The organism is Micromonospora sp. NBC_00421 (assembly GCF_036017915.1).
GTDB lineage: Bacteria > Actinomycetota > Actinomycetes > Mycobacteriales > Micromonosporaceae > Micromonospora.
Map to the genome: position 1 here is coordinate 2217376 of NZ_CP107929.1, position 21785 is coordinate 2239160.

The 21785-nt window shown below is 72.1% G+C and carries 23 protein-coding genes; 12 read left to right on the forward strand and 11 right to left on the reverse strand.

The features are described 5' to 3' along the window. Positions 1-125: 125 nt before the first annotated feature. On the reverse strand, positions 126-1346 hold the full coding sequence (locus tag OHQ87_RS09560) for an ROK family transcriptional regulator (protein ID WP_328346993.1): 1221 nt from the start codon (positions 1344-1346) through the stop codon (positions 126-128). Between the two features lie 198 nt (positions 1347-1544). After that, positions 1545-1700: a hypothetical protein gene (locus OHQ87_RS09565; protein WP_328346995.1), complete on the reverse strand. Its 156-nt coding sequence runs from the start codon at positions 1698-1700 to the stop codon at positions 1545-1547. 157 nt (positions 1701-1857) lie between these two features. Between OHQ87_RS09565 and OHQ87_RS09570 the strand changes: the two genes are divergently transcribed. Further along, entirely contained in the window at positions 1858-3903 is a 2046-nt protein-coding gene (locus tag OHQ87_RS09570; RefSeq protein WP_328346997.1) for a beta-galactosidase, read from the forward strand. An 89-nt stretch (positions 3904-3992) separates the two neighbouring features. Beyond that, positions 3993-5279: an O-antigen ligase family protein gene (locus tag OHQ87_RS09575; RefSeq protein ID WP_328346999.1), complete on the forward strand. Its 1287-nt coding sequence runs from the start codon at positions 3993-3995 to the stop codon at positions 5277-5279. Between the two features lie 5 nt (positions 5280-5284). Here OHQ87_RS09575 and OHQ87_RS09580 read toward each other — a convergent pair whose 3' ends face one another. Further along, the gene (locus OHQ87_RS09580) at positions 5285-5935 is read right to left on the reverse strand and encodes a LysE family translocator (RefSeq protein WP_328348791.1); all 651 of its coding nucleotides are present in this window, start codon (positions 5933-5935) and stop codon (positions 5285-5287) included. A 141-nt stretch (positions 5936-6076) separates the two neighbouring features. On the opposite strand from OHQ87_RS09580, the gene OHQ87_RS09585 reads away from it, so the two are divergent. Both OHQ87_RS09585 and OHQ87_RS09590 read left to right on the forward strand, forming a co-directional pair. Then, complete coding sequence (locus OHQ87_RS09585; protein WP_328347001.1) at positions 6077-6673, forward strand: GNAT family N-acetyltransferase; 597 nt, start codon at positions 6077-6079, stop codon at positions 6671-6673. Between the two features lie 42 nt (positions 6674-6715). Beyond that, complete coding sequence (locus OHQ87_RS09590; RefSeq protein ID WP_328347003.1) at positions 6716-7189, forward strand: J-domain-containing protein; 474 nt, start codon at positions 6716-6718, stop codon at positions 7187-7189. 28 nt (positions 7190-7217) lie between these two features. On the opposite strand, the gene OHQ87_RS09595 is transcribed toward OHQ87_RS09590, so the two are convergent. Beyond that, positions 7218-7553 carry a cupin domain-containing protein gene (locus OHQ87_RS09595; RefSeq protein ID WP_328347005.1) on the reverse strand — a complete coding sequence of 112 codons (336 nt, stop codon included), beginning with the start codon at positions 7551-7553 and terminating at the stop codon, positions 7218-7220. A gap of 71 nt (positions 7554-7624) precedes the next feature. Between OHQ87_RS09595 and OHQ87_RS09600 the strand changes: the two genes are divergently transcribed. Next, positions 7625-8548: a GlxA family transcriptional regulator gene (locus OHQ87_RS09600; protein WP_328347007.1), complete on the forward strand. Its 924-nt coding sequence runs from the start codon at positions 7625-7627 to the stop codon at positions 8546-8548. 6 nt (positions 8549-8554) lie between these two features. On the opposite strand, the gene OHQ87_RS09605 is transcribed toward OHQ87_RS09600, so the two are convergent. After that, positions 8555-8776, reverse strand: a complete 222-nt coding sequence (locus tag OHQ87_RS09605) for a hypothetical protein (protein ID WP_442930727.1) — start codon at positions 8774-8776, stop codon at positions 8555-8557. A gap of 222 nt (positions 8777-8998) precedes the next feature. After that, positions 8999-9859, reverse strand: a complete 861-nt coding sequence (locus OHQ87_RS09610; protein ID WP_328347009.1) for an NAD(P)H-binding protein — start codon at positions 9857-9859, stop codon at positions 8999-9001. Positions 9860-9947: 88 nt separating this feature from the next. On the opposite strand from OHQ87_RS09610, the gene OHQ87_RS09615 reads away from it, so the two are divergent. Further along, positions 9948-10673, forward strand: coding sequence for a TetR/AcrR family transcriptional regulator (locus tag OHQ87_RS09615; protein ID WP_328347011.1), 726 nt, complete (start codon positions 9948-9950; stop codon positions 10671-10673). 297 nt (positions 10674-10970) lie between these two features. Here OHQ87_RS09615 and OHQ87_RS09620 read toward each other — a convergent pair whose 3' ends face one another. Beyond that, positions 10971-11969, reverse strand: a complete 999-nt coding sequence (locus OHQ87_RS09620; RefSeq protein WP_328347013.1) for a tyrosine-type recombinase/integrase — start codon at positions 11967-11969, stop codon at positions 10971-10973. Positions 11970-12381: 412 nt separating this feature from the next. Between OHQ87_RS09620 and OHQ87_RS09625 the strand changes: the two genes are divergently transcribed. Both OHQ87_RS09625 and OHQ87_RS09630 read left to right on the forward strand, forming a co-directional pair. Next, complete coding sequence (locus OHQ87_RS09625) at positions 12382-13791, forward strand: OFA family MFS transporter (RefSeq protein ID WP_328347015.1); 1410 nt, start codon at positions 12382-12384, stop codon at positions 13789-13791. After that, positions 13788-13913 (forward strand): MFS transporter small subunit, encoded by a 126-nt coding sequence (locus OHQ87_RS09630; protein ID WP_328347016.1) that lies wholly within the window; start codon positions 13788-13790, stop codon positions 13911-13913. Before OHQ87_RS09625 ends, OHQ87_RS09630 begins: the two co-directional genes overlap by 4 nt. A 56-nt stretch (positions 13914-13969) precedes the next feature. Here OHQ87_RS09630 and OHQ87_RS09635 read toward each other — a convergent pair whose 3' ends face one another. Further along, positions 13970-14698 carry an SDR family NAD(P)-dependent oxidoreductase gene (locus OHQ87_RS09635; protein ID WP_328347018.1) on the reverse strand — a complete coding sequence of 243 codons (729 nt, stop codon included), beginning with the start codon at positions 14696-14698 and terminating at the stop codon, positions 13970-13972. Between the two features lie 157 nt (positions 14699-14855). Between OHQ87_RS09635 and OHQ87_RS09640 the strand changes: the two genes are divergently transcribed. Together OHQ87_RS09640 and OHQ87_RS09645 are read left to right on the forward strand one after the other, a co-directional pair. Continuing rightward, complete coding sequence (locus OHQ87_RS09640) at positions 14856-15317, forward strand: peroxiredoxin (RefSeq protein WP_442930728.1); 462 nt, start codon at positions 14856-14858, stop codon at positions 15315-15317. Positions 15318-15383: 66 nt separating this feature from the next. Continuing rightward, the gene (locus OHQ87_RS09645) at positions 15384-16076 is read left to right on the forward strand and encodes a hypothetical protein (protein ID WP_328347022.1); all 693 of its coding nucleotides are present in this window, start codon (positions 15384-15386) and stop codon (positions 16074-16076) included. Positions 16077-16176: 100 nt separating this feature from the next. On the opposite strand, the gene OHQ87_RS09650 is transcribed toward OHQ87_RS09645, so the two are convergent. From OHQ87_RS09650 to OHQ87_RS09660, 3 genes are all read right to left on the reverse strand, one after another. Continuing rightward, positions 16177-17373: a GNAT family N-acetyltransferase gene (locus OHQ87_RS09650; RefSeq protein WP_328347024.1), complete on the reverse strand. Its 1197-nt coding sequence runs from the start codon at positions 17371-17373 to the stop codon at positions 16177-16179. 117 nt (positions 17374-17490) lie between these two features. Further along, positions 17491-18489 (reverse strand): cytochrome d ubiquinol oxidase subunit II, encoded by a 999-nt coding sequence (cydB, locus tag OHQ87_RS09655; protein ID WP_328347026.1) that lies wholly within the window; start codon positions 18487-18489, stop codon positions 17491-17493. A 15-nt stretch (positions 18490-18504) separates the two neighbouring features. Further along, positions 18505-19911, reverse strand: coding sequence for a cytochrome ubiquinol oxidase subunit I (locus OHQ87_RS09660; protein WP_328347028.1), 1407 nt, complete (start codon positions 19909-19911; stop codon positions 18505-18507). A 173-nt stretch (positions 19912-20084) separates the two neighbouring features. Here OHQ87_RS09660 and OHQ87_RS09665 point away from each other — a divergent pair, with 173 nt between their 5' ends. Together OHQ87_RS09665 and OHQ87_RS09670 are read left to right on the forward strand one after the other, a co-directional pair. Beyond that, positions 20085-20912 carry a lysophospholipid acyltransferase family protein gene (locus OHQ87_RS09665; protein ID WP_328347030.1) on the forward strand — a complete coding sequence of 276 codons (828 nt, stop codon included), beginning with the start codon at positions 20085-20087 and terminating at the stop codon, positions 20910-20912. After that, positions 20909-21751: an SDR family NAD(P)-dependent oxidoreductase gene (locus OHQ87_RS09670; protein ID WP_328347032.1), complete on the forward strand. Its 843-nt coding sequence runs from the start codon at positions 20909-20911 to the stop codon at positions 21749-21751. Before OHQ87_RS09665 ends, OHQ87_RS09670 begins: the two co-directional genes overlap by 4 nt. Positions 21752-21785: the final 34 nt, after the last annotated feature.

Sequence of the window (21785 nt, forward strand, 5' to 3'; positions counted from 1 at the left end):
GCCCGGAGCGGCGAAGCGCTTCGACGACTGCGGAAAACATGCCGCCCCGGGTGCCCGAACGACGGGGCGGCGGTTCGAGGTTGGCACCTGCGCGTCGACCGGTCAAGGGGTGACCGGTACCCGGATCAGCCGACGGGAAGTCGACCGGCCTCGATGGTGGCCAACGCGGCGGTCGCACCGCCCAGCGCGGTGGCGGCGGAGTCCAACCGGGAGGCGTCGAGCCGGCAGCCACCGGCCTGCGGGGCGAGGGTCCGGGCGGCCAGTTCCGCCCGGGCCGCCGGCAGCAGCCAGGGTGCCAGGGTGGCGAAGTGCCCACCCACCACGATCGCCTCCGGGTTGAGCAGGTTCGCCAGCACCGACGCCCCGTGCCCGAGGTACCGGCCGATCTCGGTGAGCCCCGTCAGCACGAACGGGTCCTCCTGCCGGGCCGACGCGATGATCCGGTCGACCTCCGGCAGGTAGTCGGTGACGGGGCCGTCCCCGGTGGTGTCGGGCAGCAGCCGGGCGACAACGGCCGGGAGGGCGGTCACCGCGGCCAGGCAGCCGCGCCGCCCGCACGGGCACGGTGGCCCGGCCGGGTCGAGGCAGAGGTGGCCGAGTTCACCGGCGTGTCCCCGGCTGCCGCGCAGCAGCCGACCGCCGGTGAGCACCCCGGCGCCGACGGAGACACCGCCGGTGAGGTGGACCAGGTCGGTGGCGGCGGCGTACCCGCCGTGCCGCTGTTCGGCCAGGACGGCGAGGTTGGCGTCGGTGTCGACGGCGACGGGGAAACCGGTCTCCCGCAGCGCGGCCCGCAGGTCGGCGGCGAGCGGCACGTCCCGCCAGCCGAGGCCGCTGGCCAGCGGCACCCCGCCGGCGGTGTCGACCAGGCCGGGCACCCCGACGGTGAGGCCGAGCACGGTACGCCCCTGCCCGGTGACCCGGCCGACCGCACGTCGGGCCAGCGTGACCAGCGCCCGGACGGTCTCGGCGGGGGAGGCGGTGGGGGCGGGGAACGCCCGCCGCCAGGTGAGCAGCCGGTTACCGGCCGGGTCCACGGCGACGACCACCAGGTCGTCCGCCCCGATCTGCAGACCCAGCGCGGCGTAGGGGGCGCCGTCGAGGACGAGCATGGTGGCCGGCCGGCCGACCCGGTTGCCGGTCAGCCCGGTCTCGCGGACCAGCCGCCGGTCGAGCAGCTCGGCGACCAGGCTGGACACGGTGGCCTTGTTGAGTCCGGTGGTGGCGGCGATGTCGGCCCGCGAACAGGGGGCGTGCAGGCGGACGTGCCGCAGGACCACGGCCCGGTTGGCCACCCGGACGTCGCCCAGGTCGGTCGGCTGCGGTGCGTTGTGGATGCTGATCACGATCTGCCCGCTCCCTGCGGCCGACGGTGGGTGGTGCCGTGCCGGTGCATCATCGCCCACCGCCGCCGTGGCGGCGGTGGGCGACACCGTCGGTGGGCCGGTGCACCGACGGAAAGCCTATTCGGATGGAAATTCAACTAATCCTAGCGGCACACCCGGCACCGGGGCACCGTGAGGAGGACCGCCGACCCGCAGGGCTCAGTCACCCGGGAACCACTGCGCGAACGGCGTCAGGGGACCGGTTCCCCGTTGAGCGGCGGGGGTGCCGCCGGTGTGGTGCGGCTGCCGGACCGGCAGGTCGGGCGGGTCGGCCTCGAAGGTCTCGTACGAGACCTTCGGCGGGCGGTACGGCATCGGCGTCTCCTCTGGAGCGTTGTCCCGGCGGTACCGTCAGTTTCTTTGCTTTCCCAACGAACTGTCAACGATCCAGTTCGATCCGCCCACGAACCAACCAATTGACATGGGTAAACCCGATACATAGTTTGGACATCTACCAAACAAAGTAGGTGGGATGGTGGGTATGTGGGACGACGGGCGGCTCTGCCACGGCGGCGACTACAACCCCGAACAGTGGCCCCCGGCCACCTGGCGCGAGGACGTCGACCTCATGCGCCGCGCCCGGATCAACCTCGTCACCGTCGGCGTCTTCGCCTGGTCCCGACTGGAACCCGCCCCCGGCCGCTACGACTTCGACTGGCTTGACGAGGCACTCGACCTGCTCCACGACAGCGGCATCCGCGTCGCCCTGGCCACCCCCACCGCCTCCCCGCCACCCTGGTTCTCCCTGGCACACCCCGACGCCCTCCCCGTCACCGCCGACGGCGTCCGACTACACCACGGCAGCCGCGACACCTACTGCGCCGCCGCCCCCTCCTACCGGGCCGCCGCCCGCAGCATCGCCGCCACCCTCGCCGCCCGCTACGCCCACCACCCGGCAGTCGCCCTGTGGCACGTCCACAACGAATACGGCACCACCTGCCACTGCCCCCACACCGAAACCGCGTTCCGCCGCTGGCTCATCGACCGGCACGGCGACCTCGACACCCTCAACACCGCCTGGGCCACCAGCTTCTGGAGCCAGCACTACGCCGACTGGGCGTACGTCAGCACCCCCCGGGCCACCCAATACCATGCCAACCCCGGCCACCTGCTCGACTTCCGACGATTCTGGTCCGACACCCTGCTCGCCGCCTACACCGAACAACGCGACCTGCTCAAGGCAGCCAACCCGACGATCCCCGTCACCACCAACTACGTCCTCGGCGACTGGGTACCCGTCGACCACGCCCGCTGGGCGACCGAAGTCGACCTCGTCGCCATCGACCACTACCCCTCGGCCGTCGACGGCGGCGCCGAGGAACAGACCGCCCTCGCCGCCGACCTGGCCCGCGGCTGGGCCCGACACGGCCACCACCGGCGAGCCCACCCCACCACCCCCGACCGACCCGCCACCCCGGCCACCTGGCTCCTCATGGAAAGCGCCGCCAGCCAGATCCACACCACCGGCCGCTCCCACACCAAAGAACCCGGCCGAACCGCCCGACACAGCCTTTCCCACATCGCCCGCGGCTCCCTCGGGGCGATGTTCTTCCAATGGCGCGCCCCCGCCGGCGGCGCAGAACGCTTCCACTCCGCCCTCGTCCCGCACACCGGCCCCGACAGCCGGACCTTCCGCGAATCGGTACGCCTCGGCGACACCCTCGCCCGACTCGCCGAGGTCACCGCCGGCGAGGTGACCGCCGACATCGCACTGGCCTGGGACGCCGCCAGCAGCTGGGCACTACGCCACCCCGGCATGCCCTCCACACTGCTCGACGGCCACGCCGAACTGGCCGCCGCACACCGGGCACTCTGGCGGGCCGGATACGCCTGCGACGTGATCGTCCCCGGCGACCCCCTCGACCCCTACCGGCTACTCGTCCTGCCCGCCCTCTACCTGGCCGACGACACCACCGTCGACTGGGTCCGCACCCACGTCGACGCCGGCGGGCACCTGCTGGTCAGCTACCTCAGCGGGGTCGCCGACCCCCACGCCCGCATCCACCTCGGCGGCTACCCCGGCGCCTACCGCGACCTCCTCGGCCTCCGGGTGGAGGAGTTCCACCCGCTCGCCGCCGACGAACAGGTACTCCTCTCCGGCGGTGGAACCGGCCACATCTGGTCGGAAACCGTCCACCCACACGGCGCCGACACCGTCTGCACGTACGTCGGCGGGGTGCTCGACGGCCGACCGGCAGTGACCCGGCACCGGGCCGGCACCGGGACCGGCACCACCTGGTACCTGTCGACCCGACCCGACGACAACACCTACCGGCGGCTGATCACCGAGGCGGCCCGCACCGCCGGCGCACACCCGGTCCACCCGGACGCCCCACCCGGCGTGGAGGCCATCCGCCGCGCCCACCCCCAGGCCAGCTGGCTGTTCCTGCTCAACCACACCGACCGGCCACAACGGGTACCGACCGACGGGGTGGACCTGCTCACCGGCACCCCCACCGACGGGCAGACGACCCTGCCCGCCGGCGGTACGGCGGTGATCCGTGAACGCCTCCGGTGACCGGACCCCGCGGCCCCACCACACGGTGCGACCCGTCACAGCCGTCCCGCCGATGACCGAACCGCACATGCCGGCCTAGCCTTGCCCCGGTGGGAACGAGGAACACGGCGCCGCCGCGGGTGCTGCCACTCTGGCCGCTGTACGTGATGTTCGCGGCGATGCCGCTGTGGTGGCTGCTCGGCGGCCTCTACCTGGGCTGGACGCTGTTCGGGATACTGCTGGCGGTGGTCCTGCTCGCCCATGGCCGGGTGACGTGGCCGCCCGGCTCGGCGCTGTGGTTCGTCCTCGTCGGGCTCATCCTGGTCAGCGCGACCCGCCTGGAGAAGGCCACCGGCCTGCTCGTCTACGGACTACGGCTGGGCTTCGTGCTGACCGCCCTCGTGGTCTACCTGTACGTCTACACCGCCGCGCGGCAGGGGGCGCGCTGGGAACGGCTGTTCCAGCCGGTGCTGTTCTTCTGGCTGGCGATGGTCGCGCTCGGCTGGGTCGGAGTGCTGGCCCCCCGCCTGGCGTTGACCACCCCGATGGAGTCGCTGCTGCCCGACGGGCTGACCGGGCAGCGGATGATCCGGTCGGTCACCCACGTGCACGCCACCGAGTTCAACCCCACCGGCCGCAACCCGTACTACCGGACGGCGGCCCCGTACCCGTACACCAACAACTGGGGGACCGGGTTCGCACTGCTCGTGCCATGCGTACTGGCGTACCTGTCGGCGGTGCGTACCGGCCCGCTGCGCCGGGTGCTGGTGGCGTCCCTGCCGCTGGCCCTGGTGCCGGCGTTCCTCACCCTCAACCGGGGAATGTTCATCGGCCTCGGCGTGGGCCTGGTCTACCTGGGGCTGCGCGCACTGCTGCGCGGTGACGTCCGGCTCATCGGCACGATCACCACCGGCATGGCCGTGGCCTGGGTGGTAACCCTGGTCGTCCCGGTCGGCGACATGATCATGAGCCGGGTGGAGAACACCGACTCGACCCGGGACCGCGCCGACCTCTACCGGCAGACCCTCGACGCGGTCCTGCACTCGCCGCTGCTCGGCTACGGCGCCCCCCGCAGCGTCGACACCACCACCGGCGTGGAGCCGCTCGGCACCCAGGGCCAGGTCTGGCTGACCATGTACAGCCACGGCATCCCGGCCCTGCTGACGCTGCTGACCCTGCTCGTGGTGCTGGTCCGCAGCACCGCCGCCGCGGTGTCCGCCGCCGGCCGGTGGCTGAGCGTGGTCCCGGTCGTCGCACTGGCCCTCGCCCCGTTCTACGGGTTCACCGACATGAACCTGTCGGTGATGTTCTACGCGATCGGGCTGGCCGTGGCCGCCGTGGACGGCCCGGTGAACCGGAAACTACCGACGGCCGTGGCCCGGCCGTCGCCGGCCTGACCGGATCAGCCGGTGGCCACCGCGGCCCGGGACCGATCCGCCGCGATCCGCACCGCCATCGCGGCGAGCACGCTGCCGGTCACCCAACGCTGCACCCGCGCCCACCCCGGCCGGCGCACCAGGAACACCGACACCGACCCGGCGGTCAACACGATCACCGTGTTCACCGTCAACGCGACGGTGATCTGAGTGGCCCCGAGCAGCAGGCTCTGCACCGCCACGTCGCCCCGGGCGGGGTCGACGAACTGCGGCAGCAGCGACACGTACAGCACGGCGATCTTCGGATTGAGCAGATTGGTGAGCAACCCCATGGCGAACAACCGCCGCGGCCGATCCACCGGCAACGCCTGCGGCACGAACGCCGACCGCCCACCCGGACGCACCGTCCGCCACGCCAACCACAGCAGATACCCCGCACCGGCCAGCTTCACCGCCGTGTACAGCGGCGGCACCAGCACGAAGACCGTGGCGATACCGGCAACGGCCGCCGCCAGATAGACCCCGAACCCGGCAGCCACCCCCAACAGGGACACCAACCCGGCCCGACGACCCTGCGCCACCGACCGGGACACAAGGTGAACCATGTTCGGCCCCGGCGTGAGCACCAGACCGAGCGCCACCAGAGCGATCCCCACCACCGCACCGACCGTGACCATCGACATCCCCCGTGCGTTATCCCTGCCCGGCACCCTACGCCGCCCGACCGCACCCGGAACGCCCCGTCACCGCACGACCCGACGCCGCACCGCCCACCGCAGGGGTTCCGGCCGGGAACGGGCACCGGCCACACTGCACAGATGTCTGTGACCCTGCGGGCCGCCCCCACCCCCACCGCCCCCGGACTGGTCCTGCGCTGCTGGCGCGACGACGACGTCGACGCGTTGGTCCAGGTCTACCGGGATCCGGAACTGCGGGCCCGGACCCGCCACCCGCTGACCACCCCGACACAGGCCAGACAATGGGTGGCCGACAACCGGCAGGGCTGGGCGGCGCGCCGCCGGTTCAGCTTCGCCGTCTGCGAACCCACCCCCGGCGGCGAGCGGTTGGTGGCCTGCGTCCTGCTCAAGGACGTGGTGCCGGGACGCCCCGACGCGGAGGTCGGCTACTGGACCGCCGGCCCGGCACGCGGCCGGGGAGTGGCACCCCGGGCGGTGGACACGGTGAGCCGATGGGCCTTCACCCGCTTCACCGCGACCGGGCTACGCCGCCTGGAACTGCTGCACCAGGTGGACAACCCGGCATCCTGCCGGGTCGCGCAGAAAAGCGGATACGCCTTCGTCGAGGTGCTACCCGCCCGACCGCCGTTCCCCCGCGACGGGCACCGCCACGTCCGACACCACCCCTCAGACACCCCGGCGGGAATGCCCCCCGCCCCGCCGACGCTGCACCGGTGACGGCCAGGGCGGATACGGTGGGCGCGGGGAGGTGTCCAGGCGATGGTGGACGCGTGGGAAGCGGCGGTCGAGGCACAGATCCGCAGCGCCCAAAAACGAGGCGAATTCGACAATCTGCCCGGTACGGGCAAACCCCTCCCCGGCCGCGACCTGCCCTACGACGAGTCCTGGTGGATCACCAGTTTCCTGGAACGGGAAGCGCTGCCCACCGACCTGCTGCTGCCCACCCCGTTGCAGCTGCGCCGCCGGGTCGAACAGCTCCCCGCCGAGGTTCGCGACCTCCACACCGAGCAGTCGGTACGGGAATTCGTCGGACTACTCAACCGGGAGATCGTCGACTGGCTACGGTTCCCCTCCGGCCCCCGGGTGGTGGTCCGCCCCGTCGACACCGAGGCGGTGCTGCGCCAGTGGCAGGCCCACCGCGCCACCCGGAACACCGCCGTCGCCACCGCGGCACCGCCACCACCCTCCACGCGCCCCCGGCGACGGTGGCGCTGGCCGTGGCGACAGGCCTGACTACCACCCGCGGCGCACGCACCGGCGGTCAACCCGCCGGGTAGAAGAGGAACAGCGTGCAGCCGGTAACCGTCGCGGGCACATGCCACGACCCGGCCGGAGCGTGCAGGAACGTCCCCGCCGGATAGTCGCGCGCACCGTCGTGGAACGTCCCGGTCAGCACGAACACCTCCTCCGGACCGGGGTCGTGCACGTCACGGCGGGGCCACGAACTACCCGGATCCATCTCCAACACCGCGGCCTGCGCCCCACCCGGCCCGGTCCACAACGGACGAAGCCGGACCCCGGGAAACACCTCCCGCACCGGGGACGCCTCGACCGCGACGGAACAGTAGCCCTCCTGGGCCAGGATCTCAGGATGCACGCCTCCCACCGTGCCGGCATCCGCCGTACCGGAACAGGACCCGCGCCGACAACATGGGGTACTTTCCTGCCATGCATCACGTGGTCGCCCTGGTCCGGCCGGTGCAACCCGCATTCGCACTCGGCTGCGCGGTGGAGGTCTTCGACACCGTCCCACCCGGCACACCCCGCCACTACACGTTCGAGGTGGCCACCGAGACACCCGGCCCCATACCCACCACCGCCGGATACGCGATGTCGGTGCCCCGGGACCTCTCGGCCGTCCGGTCCGCCGACACCGTGATCATCCCGGGCTGGACACCGGTGGAGACACCGCCGTCCCCGCAGGTGTCCCGCGCGCTGCGGCAGGCCCACCAACGCGGAGCACGCCTGGTCGCCCTCTGCGGCGGGACGTTCGCGTTGGCCCGCACCGGACTGCTCGACGGCCGGTCGGCCACCACCCACTGGGCACGTGCCGACCGGCTCCGGCAGGAGTTCCCCGCGATACGGGTGGAGTCGGACACACCCTTCGTGGACCACGGCGACGTGGCCACCAGCGCCGGCGCCGGCGCCGGCGTCGACCTGTGCCTGCACCTGCTCGCCCGGGACCACGGGGCCGCGCACGCCGCACTCGTCGCCCGGTACCTGGCGATGACCCCGCACCGCGCGTCACACGGCACCCACCCGCCGCCCGAGGACCCCCTGGACGGGTTGGCCCGCTGGGTCGACGCGCGGCTGGGCAGCCCCCTGTCGGTGACCGACCTGGCCGCGCAGCTCCAGGTGTCACCCCGCACCCTGGCCCGACGCTTCACCGACAGGTTCGCCACCAGCCCCGGCGCATGGCTGCTGGCCCGCCGGGTGGCCGCGGCGCGTACCCTGCTGGCCGAGACGGACCTGCCGGTGGACGCGGTCGCGGCCCGCGTCGGTCTCACCTCGGCGACCAACCTGCGTCGCCGCTTCCGCGCCCAGGTCGGCACGACACCCGGTGCCTACCGGCGGGCGCTGCGCGACGGCTGACCGGCCTCAACCCCGCGCGGCCCGCCAGCTCCACGAGGCACGACGCGGCAGGCCGGGTAGGGCGGTCCGACCGGTCGCCCAGAGCAGCACGTCGGACGGGTCACCGGCCGGGGCGTCGGGGAAGAGCCGCCGCAGCACCGCCGCGCTGGGCGCCGCCGGCAGCCGCCAACCCACCCCCAACCCCCTGGTGATGTCGTACGTGTGCAGCAGCATCTCGGCGATGCCCATCGCGGCGAAACCGGGCGGGTCGCATGGCCCCCAGTGCCAGGCGCGGGTCTGCGGGACCGCTCCAGTCCCGGTCGGAGTACGGACCGAGCACGCGGGTCAGCTCGCCGACGGTCTCCCGTACCCCGTCCCCGGACAGCCACTGCTCGATGGGCATACGGCGATCCTCCCACCGGCCGCGGCCGCACGTCCTGCGGGAACCGACCCACCCGTACCCGTGGCCCCTCAGGCGGCGGCGAGGGCCTCGATCACCGACCGGGCGGGCGTCGGACGCCGACCCAGGAGAGCCTCCAGGGTCGGGTCGGTGACGGCGAACTCCCCCCGTCGTGCCGCCCGGTACATGCCGAGGGTGAAGTCGGCGGCCGCCTCCGGCATGCCGCGTCCCACGGCGGCCGACCTCCACTCGTCGTCCCCGACGACGATCCGGGAGATCGTCCGCCCGGTGAGGTCGGTCAGGATGCCAGCCACCGATTCGAGGTCGAGCAGCTCCCGGGCGGTCAGCGGGGGCGTGACCCCGTCGAGGACCCCCTCCTCGGTCAGGGCGACGGCGGCGACCTCGGCCAGGTCGGCGTGCGCGGTCCAGGACACCGGACCGTCGGCCGGCGCCACCAGGCGACCGGTCCGCCGGGCGTCGCCGATCGCGAACTGCAGGGCGCTGGCATAGAAACCGTTGCGCAGAGCGGTGAAGGGGACACCGAGCCCCGCCAGATGCTCCTCGGTCTCGGCATGGGTGAGCTGGGCCGGGAAGAGGGAGTCCCGGGCGGCAGCCTGGTGACTGGTGTACAGGATCCGCCTGGCCCCCGCCGCGTGGGCGGCGTCGACGGCGGCGCGGTTCGCGGCTACCGCACCGCCGCCGCGAATGGCGGCCGACACGATCAGCACCTGGTCGGCCCCCGCGAAGGCGTGCTCCAGCGTGGCGGGCTCGGTGAAGTCCCCGCCACGCACCCGCACCCCACGGGCGGCCAGGTGGGCGGCCCTGTCGACGTCGCGCACGCTCACCCCCACGGTGTCGGCGGGAACCCGGGTGAGCAGCTGGTCGACGATCCGGGAACCGAGCTGGCCGGTGGCGCCGGTGATGACGAACACGATGACGACTCCTTGGCCGATCCACTGATACGCCGGCGACGTTAGCACCGATATCTCAGCGATAACAATGCTCTGTTAGCATCGATTCATGACCGCGACCCCGGCCACCCCACCCCGCGACGGCGTCCGATCCGACATCGTCGAAGCCGCCACCCGGCTGCTACGCGAAAACGGCGCCCACGCGGTCACCACCCGGGCCGTCGCCCACGCGGCAGGCGTCCAGGCACCCACCATCTACCGCCTGTTCGGCGACAAGAACGGCCTCGTCGACGCCGTCGCCGAACACGTACTGGCCACCCACGTCACCACCAAGACGATCACCGCCCACGACACCGGCGACCCGGTGGCCGACCTGCGCTCCGGATGGCGGACCCACGTCGAGTTCGGCCTGGCCAACCCCGAACTGTTCCGGCTCCTCGGCACCCGCGGACCGGACGACCTCTCACCGGCGACCATCGCCGGCATCGAGGTGCTACGGACCCGGGTCCGCCGCCTCGCCACCGCCGGACTGCTCCGGGTCGACGAACAACGGGCCACCATGATGATCCACGCCGCCGGCACCGGCGTCATCCTCGCCCTGCTGGAGACACCCGCCCCGCAGCGCGACGCCGAGCTGGAGAAAGCCATGTTCGACGCCGTGCTCGGCAGCATCCTCACCACCACCCCCGTCACACCCGACCCCACCATCAGCGCCGTCACGGTGACCTTCGCCGCAGCGGCACCCGACCTGCCCGGACTCACCGACGCCGAACGCGCCCTCATGGCCGAATGGCTCCACCGGTCACTCACCCGGCTACGAAACCCACACGGGTGACGACCCGCCCGTGCCGCAGCCCACCGACCGGAACCGGGGGCGGCACCCACCGCCCCCGGCACGGATCAGAACGCATGCTCACACAGGACGATGCCCGTGCCGTCGGTGCCCCACCGACACGGCGAGGATCGCGACACTGCCGCTTCGCCGCGCCGGCTGCACCACCCAGGACGTCAACTGGCGGCCGAAAGCAGCGGCAAGCCGACTCTCAGCTGCGGGTACGCCACGCCGCGAAGCAACTCGTGTTCCCCATGCTATCGGCCACGGCAACCACCCCCACACCACCGCCCACCGCTGCTAGCACCGGTCCGACACCAACCCCACCAGCACCCGATGCGTCCGGTTCGACCGCACCGCCGCCCGCTGCTGACCCGCCGTCACCTCGATGTACGTCTGCGACGAAGCCAACGACGCATGCCCCAGCAACCGCATGATCTCCGCCGCCCCCGCCCCGTCCTCGGCCAACCGGGTGGCGAACGTGTGCCGCAACGCGTGCAACCGGGCCCCCGCCGGCACCCGATCGGTGATCCCCGCCCGCCGGTAACAGGAATCCACCAGGTACTGCAACCCGCCACGGCGCAACGGCTCACCCCGCCGATCCACCAACAACACCCCGTCCGGGCGTACGCTGCGCGCCCCGAACCGCCGCCGCCGGCTCTCCAGATAGGCCGACACCACCTCGTCCAACTCCGGCTCCACCGGCACCACCCTCGGCCGGCCACCCTTACCGGCCACCGACACCCGCCGCTCACCGGCCCGCCCCGACACCGACGACACCCGCAGCGCCAACAACTCCGCCAGGCGCAATCCCGCGCACAGCGCCAACGCCAGCACCGCCACGTCCCGCTCCGGCCACGGATCGCGCTGCCGCCCGTCCTCCCGCGACACCGACGCCAGCAGCACCTCAGGGGTGTCCTCGCCCCGTAGCGGCTTGGGCTGGGGGAGCGGGGTGCGGGGCCGCCCCACCGCCGGCATCGGATTGCCCGCCACCACACCCTCGGCCACCAGGAACGAGAAGAAACCGTTCCAACTCGACCAGGCCCGGTGCACCGACGCCGCCGCCCGGGGAGCAGCGAACCGGGCGAACGCCGCACGCATCACCCTGGGGGAGAGGGCGGAGATCATCAACTCGTCGACGGGCAGGGGTGGGACGTGCTCCTCACCGATCAATCCCGCGACCGTACGCAGATCCCGCCGGTACGCCTCCTGGGTGTGCGGGGAGGGCTTGCGGGTGGCCCGCGCGGTGAGGAACTCCTCGATGAGCGGCCCCACCGATTCGTCCCGTTCATCATGCATAAGGTATATTATGCAGCTTTCTTGGGTTCCCGACCACCCGGGAGGAGGGGAGCGGCGCACCCGCCACCGGTCATGACGGGCCGATGCTCGGCGGGCCGACGGGCACCCCGGTGCCGCGCCGCCGGTCCAGGCGGCCATCGTCCCCGGGTCGACCCGGGGGATGTGGTCCGTCTCGGCTGCCCGGTCTCCTGCGGGAGCTGCACCAGGATGCGGCGGTGCGGGGCGCGCCGGAGGAGGGTCCCGACCGACTTACTTTACATAATGTGCATTATCGAATCTGTGGAGCGGGGTGTGCCCGGACGACCGTTCGGCTCACCGGGGTGACCGCCGGGCGCGACGCCGGTTTGGTCGCAGCGTGCGGCGGGGGCATGAAACGTGCACGTCACCGCCATGTTCCGGAGAGGAAGCAAGCATGCTGTCCGCACTCGACCGTCGGCACACCGTCGCGCCACCCGGGTACAGCCGTTGGCTGATCCCACCGGCGGCGCTGGCGATCCACCTCTGCATCGGCCAGGTCTACGCCACGAGCGTCTACAAGAACTCCCTGATCGCGCACTTCGACGCGAGTCAGACGGCGATCGGGGTGATCTTCAGTATCGCGATCGTGATGCTGGGGCTCTCCGCTGCGGTGGCCGGCACCTGGGTCGAGGCGAACGGGCCGCGCAAGGCGATGTTCGTCTCGGCGTGCTTCTGGGCCGCCGGGTTCGGGGTGGGCGCGCTGGGCATCGCCACCGGGCAGTTGTGGCTGCTGTACGTCGGGTACGGGGTGCTGGGCGGGATCGGCCTGGGCATCGGCTACATCTCCCCCGTGTCCACGTTGATCAAGTGGTTCCCGGACCGTCCCGGCCTGGCCACCGGTCTGGCGATCATGGGGTTCGGTGGTGGGGCGATGGTGGCCTCTCCCCTGTCGCGCCAGTTGTTGTCGCTCTACGACTCCGGGTACGACCCGGCGGACGCCGGCTCGACGGCGTCCGGGTCGGCGCTGGTGTGGTTGTTCGTCACTCTCGGTGTCGGTTACTTCGTGATCATGATGTTCGGGGTGTTCAACGTCCGGGTACCGGCGGCGCACTGGCGACCGGCCGGGTTCGATCCGGCGCAGGTGGCGGCGAAACCGCTGGTGACCACGGCGAACGTGTCGGCGGCGAACGCGGTGCGGACCCGGGCCTTCTGGCTGCTGTGGGTGGTGTTGTTCTGCAACGTGACCGCCGGGATCGGGATCCTGGAGCAGGCCAGCCCGATGATCCAGGACTTCTTCCGGGATGGTGGCACCTCGGCGGTGTCGGTGGCCGCGGCGGGTGGCTTCGTGGGGTTGCTGTCGTTGTTCAACATGGCCGGTCGGTTCGTCTGGTCGTCGACCTCCGACGTGATCGGCCGCAAACCGATCTACCTGGTGTACCTGGGTGTGGGGATGGTGCTGTACGCGTTGCTGGCTCTGGTAGGGCAGACGGCGACGGCGTTGTTCGTGCTGCTCGCGTGCGTCATTCTGTCGTTCTACGGTGGTGGGTTCGCGACGATTCCGGCGTATCTGCGGGATCTGTTCGGCACGTTCGAGGTCGGTGCGATCCACGGTCGGTTGTTGACGGCGTGGTCGGCGGCGGGGGTGGCCGGGCCGTTGATCGTGAATGCGTTCCTGGACGCGCAGGGCAAGCCGGGGACGTTGACGGCGGCGGCGTACCGGCCGGCGTTGTTCACGATGGTCGCGGTGCTGGCGGCGGGCTTCGTGGCGAACCTGCTGGTTCGTCCGGTGCCGCAGCGGTACCACGAGCCGGGCGGTGACCGGGAGACGGAGATGGCGGCGACGCAGAGGGGTGGGACACGATGAACGAGCGGAGTCCTCGCGGGCAGCGGGCCCGGTTGTGGGTTTCCTGGTCGGTGGTGTCGGCGCTGTTGGGCTACGGCGTGGTGCAGACGGTGCTGACGGCGGCGAAGTTGTTCACCGGCTGACCGTCCGGTGTCGTGCGTGACCGGTGGCCCGGGACGGTGCGTCCCGGGCCACCGGTCTACAGGCCGCCGGCGACGCGCAGCACGGTGCCGGTGGTGTAGGTGGCGTCGGGTCCGAGCAGCCAGGCGACGGCGCCGGCGACCTCGTCGGGTTCACCGGCGCGGCCGAGTGGGATGCGGCCGGCTGCGGTGTCGGGGCGGTCGGGTGCGCCGGAGGCGGCGTGGATGTCGGTGCGGATGATGCCGGGGGCGACGGCGTTGACCCGGATGCCGTGCGGGGCGAGTTCCTTGGCCAGGCCGATGGTGAGGGTGTCGGTGGCGGCTTTGACGGCGGCGTAGTGGACGTACTCCCCCGGGCTGCCGAGGGTGGCGGCGGCGGAGGAGATGTTGACGATGGCGCCGCCGTGGGTGAGGCGGCGGGCGGCCTGTTGGGCGCAGAGGACGTACCCGATGAGGTTGATGTCGACGACCCGACGCAGGTCGTCGGGGCGCAGGTCGGTGAAGGGGCCGATGGGGCTGGTGACGCCGGCGTTGTTGACCAGGGCGGTGAGGGGGCCGAGTTCGGCGGCGGCGGTGAAGAGGCGGTCGATGTGGGTCGGGTCGGTGGTGTCGGCGGGGACGGCGACGGCGCGGCGGCCGAGGCGGTGGATGTCGGCGACGACGGTGGCTGCGGCGGCGTGGTCGCGGCGGTAGCCGATGACGAGGTGGTGGCCCTCGGCGGCGAGTCGTCGGGCGGTGGCGGCGCCGATACCTCGGCTGCCGCCGGTGATGACGGTGACCGGAGTCAATGCCCTGCTTCCCTGTCGGCCTGTGGTGCGGTGGTGTGACGGTACCGCCCGGCCGATGGGGTGGGCAGGGTGTGGGCGGTCACGTGGCGCGGTGGCGCGGTGGTGTGCGGGGTGATCGCTTACGCTCACCGCGTTTCGGACGGATCGGTGGAGGTGTGTGGTGGGTGTGAGTGTCGGTGATCTGGTGGAGGATTTCGTGCTGCCGGATCAGACGGGTACGCCGCGGCGGTTGTCGGAGTTGTTGGCGTCGGGGCCGGTGGTGTTGTTCTTCTATCCGGCGGCGATGACCCGTGGGTGTACGGCGGAGAGCTGTCACTTTCGGGATCTGGCGGCGGAGTTCGCGGCGGTGGGGGCGCAGCGGGTGGGGATCAGTCGGGATCCGGTGGCGAGGCAAGCGGAGTTCTCCCGGTTGCACGGGTTCGACTATCCGCTGTTGTCGGATGTCGACGGGGTGGTGGCGCAGGCGTTCGGGGTGCGGCGGCGGTTGCCGTTGGGGCCGTTGAGCACTCGGCGGATGACGTTCGTGATCGGGGTGGATCGGCGGGTGCTGGCGGTGGTGCACAGTGAGTTGGGGATGAACGAGCACGCCGATGAGGCGTTGCGGGTCCTGGGGGGCTGATCTTCCGGTTGTCGTGGTGGGCTGGTATCAAGGCAGGATCAAACACGTGTACGAAAGAGGGCTGTGATGGTGGACCAGGGTTTGTCCGAGGACGAGGTGCGGGGCATCCGGGAGGCGTTGGCGGCGGGGCGGAAGCCGAAGGTGGTGTTCACCGCGGCGGCGGGGCAGGTCGCCGGGCAGGTGGGTCAGGTGGTGGAGCTGACCGATCCGGCGGTGTCCGACGAGTTCGTGGTGGTGCGGTTCGGCCGTGACGAGTTGCCCTTCTCCCCCGCTGATGTGGCGGTGGCGCCGCGCGGTGTGGGTCGCCGGGTGGCGGAGCCGAAGCCGGAGCCGGTGGTGGAGCAGGTGGAGTCGAAGTCGGCGCCGGAGTTCGTGTTGGACACGCCCCGGGTGCCGGGGCAGCGTCGGGAGGAGCCGGCGGCGGAGCCGGTGCCGGTGGTGGAGAAGCCTGCGGCGCGTCGGCCGGCGAAGGTGGCGAAGCCGAAGGGGCCGGCGGGGTTGACGGTGACGTTGGCGTATGCCGACGGTGAGTGGACGGTGGCGGCGCAGCAGGGGGCGAAGGCGTTGGCGAAGCCGTACGTGGTGAAGCCGGCGGAGGCGTTGCGGATGGTGGCGCTGGTGGACGTGCCGGGGGTGCAGGAGGCGGTGGAGCAGATCCTGTCGGCGGAGCGGTCGGAGGCGGAGCAGCAGGCGGAGAAGCTGCGTGCCGAGTTGGCGGAGATCGAGGCGCGGTTGGCGGAGTTGCGCGAGGCGCGCTGAGGTCGGTTCGTGGTGGGCGGCCCGACGGCTGGTTTCCCGTGCTCGGGTGGCGGTCGGGGCGTCTCCGCGGCGGTGGGGGGTGTGGTGCGGCGGGGCCGGGTCAGAAGTAGTCGCCGAGTTGGGCCGGGCCGCCGGCGGCGAGCAGGTCGAGGGTGGCGGGGTCGGTGCCGGTCGGGTGGTGCAGGAGGCCGGCCTGGGCGATGGTGCGGGCGGTGGCGGCGCCGGTGTAGAGCAGGGCGAAGCCGCGGACGGTGAGGTGCAGGTCGGCGGGGGTGGTGGTGCGGCGTAGGTCGGCGCTGCCGTTGGTGATCTCCAGGTGCCAGGTGCCGGTGTTCCAGTCGGCGAGGGGGTCGTCGAGGGTGAAGGTGGCGGTGCCGTGCAGGTGTGCCGGCCAGCCTCGGTCGCGGATGGCGCGGCTGACGTCGACGGGGCGGTGCATCCAGGTGTCCTGTTCGTGTTCGCGGGCCTTCTCCACCGGTAGGTGGGGGGTGAGGGGGTCGCCGGGGATCAGGGGCAGGCGCAGGGTCGGGGCGACGCTGTGCCAGCTGGCGAGGACGCCGACGAGTTCGCGGGCGGCGTCGGCGGTGGTGGCGGCGAGGTCTTCGACGGTGAGGGTGCCGTGGTCGCCGTAGCCGTCGCGGCGGTTCCAGCCGGCGTAGCCGACCAGGTGGCCGTGGTGTTCGACGAGGGTGAGGCCGTCGTAGGGCAGGGTGGCGTCGGTGGTGTGGCGGGCGCGGTGGTGCTCGTGCAGGGGTCCGCTGCGGGCGAGCAGGCCGCGGCGGTGGCGGGCGGTGGTGGTGTGCAGGTCGTCGACGGTGGTGAGGTCGGCGGGGGTGCCGGGGCGGACGGTGAGGTGTGGGGTGGGTTGGTGGCGGGTGAGCAGGGCGGTGGGTAGTTCGACGGTGCGTAGGGTGCCGGCGGTTTCCCAGCCGCAGGCCCGGTAGGGGGCGGCGACGGTGGGGAAGAGCGCGCTGATGGCGGCGCCCCGGTCGTGTGCGCCGCGTAGCAGGGCGGTGAGCAGGGCGCGGGCGACGCCTCGGCCGCGGGCTTCGGGGGTGACGGCGACGCTGGCGATGTCGGCGGCGGCGACGGTGCGGCCGTCCCACCACTGGTCGTGGTGGAGGTCGACGGCTTTGCCGATGAGGCGGCCGGTGTGGTCGAACGCGCCGTAGCGGGTGGTGCCGGGGGTGGTGGTCGGTGGTGGTGGTTGCGGGTCGGAGCCGAAGGTGGTACGGCCGAGGTGCCAGGCGGCGGTGGCGTCGTCGTCGGTGAGTTCCCGGACGTGTGGGGCATGCATGCGGCGACGATAGCGGTGGGTGGGTGGGGCGGCGATCGGTTTGTGTGGGGATGCGTTGCGGGGCCGGTGCGACCCCCTCGCACCGGCCCCGCGTCCCCGCGCCCCTCGCGCGTCTTTCTAGTGTTGCGGGATGTTCTGTACCCCGATTCGCTTGCGGAACACCCAGTAGGTCCAACCTTGGTAGGCGAGGACGATCGGCGTGAAGATCACCGCTACCCAGGTCATGATTCTGAGGGTGTAGGGGGTGGAGGCGGCGTTGGTGGCGGTGAGGGTGCCGGCGGGGTCGAGGGTGGAGGGCATGACGTTGGGGAACAGGGCGGCGAAGAGGGTGGCCACGGCGAGGGCGATGGCGAGGGCGGTGCCGGTGAAGGCCCAGCCTTCGCGGCGTACCCGGGCGGCGGCGAGGGCGCCGAGCAGGGCGAGGGCGGCGCCTACGGCGAGCACGACGGCGGCCGGGCTGGAGCGGATGGTGAGGGTCCAGGTGAGGAAGGCGACGGCGGCCACGGCGGTGCCGGCGCCGAGGGTGACGGCGAGGGTGCCGGCGCGGTGGCGGATGTCGCCTGTGGTTTTGAGGGCGAGGAAGACCGCGCCGTGGGTGAGGAACAGGCCGAGGGTGGTGAGGCCGCCGAGCAGGGCGTAGGGGTGGAGCAGGTCGAGCAGGCCGCCGACGTATTCGTGGTCGGCGTCGAGCGGTACGCCGCGGAGGATGTTGGCGAAGGCGACGCCCCAGAGGACGGCGGGGATGGCGGAGCCCCAGAAGATGGCGTGGTCCCAGCGGCGTTTCCAGGTCGCTTCGGGGCGCTTGTGGCGGTATTCGAAGGCGACGCCGCGGGCGATGAGGGCGAGCAGGATGAGTAGTAGGGGTAGGTAGAAGCCGGAGAAGAGGGTGGCGTACCACTCGGGGAAGGCGGCGAACATGGCGCCGCCGGCGGTGATGAGCCAGACCTCGTTGCCGTCCCAGACGGGGCCGATGGTGTTGATGAGGACGCGGCGTTGCCGGTCGTCGCGGCCGAGGACGGGGAGCAGCATGCCGACGCCGAAGTCGAAGCCTTCGAGGATGAAGTAGCCGGTGAAGAGCACGGCGACGAGGAGAAACCAGATGGTGGTCAGTTCCACGGGGGGCTCCGGGGCTCAGTAGGCGAAGGCGAGCGGGCGCTCGGCGTCGTCGGTGTCGTCGGGTGTGGGGGTGATGTCGGGTACGCCGGCGCGGGCGTAGCGGAGGAGGAGTTTGAATTCGATGACGGCGAGGGTGGCGTAGATGAGGGTGAAGGCGGTGAAGGAGGTGAGGACTTCGGTGAGGGAGACGGTGCGGGAGACGCCGTCGCGGGTGAGCATTTCGCCGAAGACGATCCAGGGTTGGCGGCCCATTTCGGTGAAGATCCAGCCGAAGGAGTTCGCGAGCAGGGGTAGGGCGGGCATGATCAGGCCGGCGCGCAGCAGCCAGCGGTTGGTGGGGGTGCGGCCTTTGCGTTGGGCCCAGAGGACGAGCAGGGCGATGGCGGCGGCGGCGAGTCCGAAGCCGATCATGAAGCGGAAGCTCCAGTAGGTGACCGGGATGATCGGGGTGTAGCTGCCGGGGCCGTACTGGCTGGCGTACTGGGCCTGGAGGTCGTCGATGCCGTGGACGGTGCCGTGGGGGTCGCCGGTGCCGAGGTAGGACAGCAGGTAGGGGATCTTGAGGGCGAAGACTTCGCGGCTGCCGTCGAGGCTGCCGATGGTGAGTACGGAGAACGAGGCGGGGCTCTCGGTGGTGTAGAGGCCTTCGGCGGCGGCCATCTTCATCGGCTGCACCTGGGTCATGATCTTGCCTTGGATGTCGCCGGTGAGCAGGACCAGGGTGGCGGAGATCAGGACGACCCAGGCGCCGAAGCGGGTGGCGTACCGGTAGGCGTCGGTGTCGGGGCTGGTGCGGTGGCGCATGAGGTGCCAGAGGCCGACGGTGGTGACGAGGGAGCCGGCGACGAGGAAGGCGCCGGCGAGGGTGTGCGGGAAGGTGATCAGGGCGACCTTGTTGGTGAGGACGGCGGGGAAGTCGGTGAGTTCGGCGCGGCCGGTGTCGGGGTTGAAGCGGTAGCCGACGGGGTTCTGCATGAACGAGTTGGCGGCGAGGATGAAGTAGGCGGACAGGTTGGTGCCGATGGCGGCGGCCCAGATGCTGGCCAGGTGCAGGCGTGGGGGTAGCCGGTCCCAGCCGAAGATCCACAGGCCGATGAAGGTGGATTCGAGGAAGAAGGCGACCAGGGCCTCGATGGCGAGGGGGGCGCCGAAGATGTCGCCGACGAAGCGGGAGTAGTCGGACCAGTTCATGCCGAACTGGAATTCCTGCACGATGCCGGTGACCACTCCCATGGCGAAGTTGATCAGGAAGAGTTTGCCGTAGAACTTGGTGAGTTTGAGGTATTTCTCGTCGCCGGTGCGGTGCCATCGGGTCTGGAGGATGGCGACCAGGACGGACAGTCCGATGGTCAGTGGTACGAAGAGAAAGTGGTAGACGGTGGTGACACCGAACTGCCAGCGGGCGACGTCCAACGCGTCCACCGGGATCCCCCTGCCGTTGATACTACGATACGTAGTAGATACTACTGCGTGTCGTAGCCCGACGGGCAGGGCCGGGGGTCACGACCCGACCCGGGACCAATGACCCTGATCACCGCAGGCCACCCGACCCGGGGTCCGGTCCTCCCCCGTGCCCGTGCGACCATCGGCGACTGATGGACACCCCGCGCCCCGGCTGGCAGCCACCACTGTTCTGGCGTGCCGCCCAACTGTTCGCCCGGCTGGTCGTCGCCCTGCTGGCCCGGCTGGAGGTCACCGGGGACGTGCCCGCGCACCTGCGTCGGGGGCCGCTGATCCTGGCCGCCAACCACATCAGCCCCTTCGACCCCATCGTCCTGGGCGCCGCCTGCCGGGCCCGGGGCATGGCGCCCCGCTTCATGGCCACCGGAGGGCTGTTCCGCGCCCCCGGGCTCGGCGCGCTGATGCGTCACGCCGGGCATCTGCGCGTCGACCGGGGCACCACCGCCGTACGCCGGGCCCTCGACGACGCCGCCGCCGCGGTCACCGCCGGTTCGGTGGTGCTGGTCTATCCGGAGGGCCGCATCGGGCTGGACCCGGCCATGTGGCCCGAACGGGGCAAGACCGGCACGGCACGGCTCGCGATGACCTGCGGCGCCCCGGTGGTGCCCGTCGCCCAGTGGGGGTCACACGAGGTGCTGCCCTATCGGACGCCCCGGGGGATGCTGCGCGGGCTGGGCCGGTCACTGCTGCGCCGGCCGGTGATCCGGGTCCGCTTCGGCGCGCCACTGGACCTGCGGGACCTCTCCCCCACCGCGCCCGGCGCGGCCCGCCAGGGCACCGACCGGATCGTCGACGCGATCACCGACATCCTGGTGCCGCTGCGCCCCGACGAACCCGACAGCCCCCGGCACGTCGACCCGGGCCGTCCCGTCGACACCAGCCGGATCCACAGCCGCCCGTCGTCACCCCGACCCGGGTCGACGCCCACGCACAGTCGTCCCCCGGAAGAAGGTCAGCAATGAGCGAACAGACCGTCCTGATCACCGGCACCTCCAGCGGCATCGGACTGGAGACCGCCCTGGGCTGCGCGCGGGCCGGCTGGCGGACCGTGGCGACCATGCGCGACGTGTCCCGGGCCGCGCGGCTGCGGGCCGCCGCCGAGGCCGCCGGCGTCGCCGACCTGATCGACGTACGGCACCTGGACGTGGTCGACCCGGCGTCGGTCACCGCCGCCGTCGCCGACGTCGTCGACAGGTACGGGCGGCTCGACGCGGTGGTCAACAACGCCGGCGCCGGTCACCTGGGCACCCTGGAGCATGACGGCGTGGACGCGGTCCGCGCCGTCATGGAGGTCAACTTCTTCGGGGTGCTGCACGTCAGCCGGGCCGCCCTGGTGCACCTGAGGGCCAGCGGGGGCCGGCTGGTGACCGTCAGCAGCGTCGGCGGGGTGGTCGGGCAGCCGTTCAACGAGGCGTACTGTGCGGCGAAGTTCGCCGTCGAGGGGTTCATGGAGTCCCTCACGCCGGTCGCCGCCACCGTCGGGGTCACCGTCACCGTGGTCGAGCCCGGGGCGGTGGCCAGCGAGTTCGTCGCCAACGTCGGCGTCGACCGGGACGCGGCGGTGACCGCCGTCGGGGCGTACGGGCCGGCGCTGCGGGCATACCTGCGGCGTACCGACGACGCGTTCGCCGCCGCGCAGTCCCCCGCCGACGCCGCGGCGGTCGTAGTGCGGGCCGTCACCGGGCCGACCCCGCCGCCTCGGGTGCAGACCTCCGCGCCGGCCCGGCAGTTCGTCGGGGTGAAGCTCGCCGACCCCGACGGCACCACCGTCACCGCGCTGACCGGGGCGTGGATCGACTGAGGCCGCCGGCGCACCGGGGGGCGACGGTCGCCGG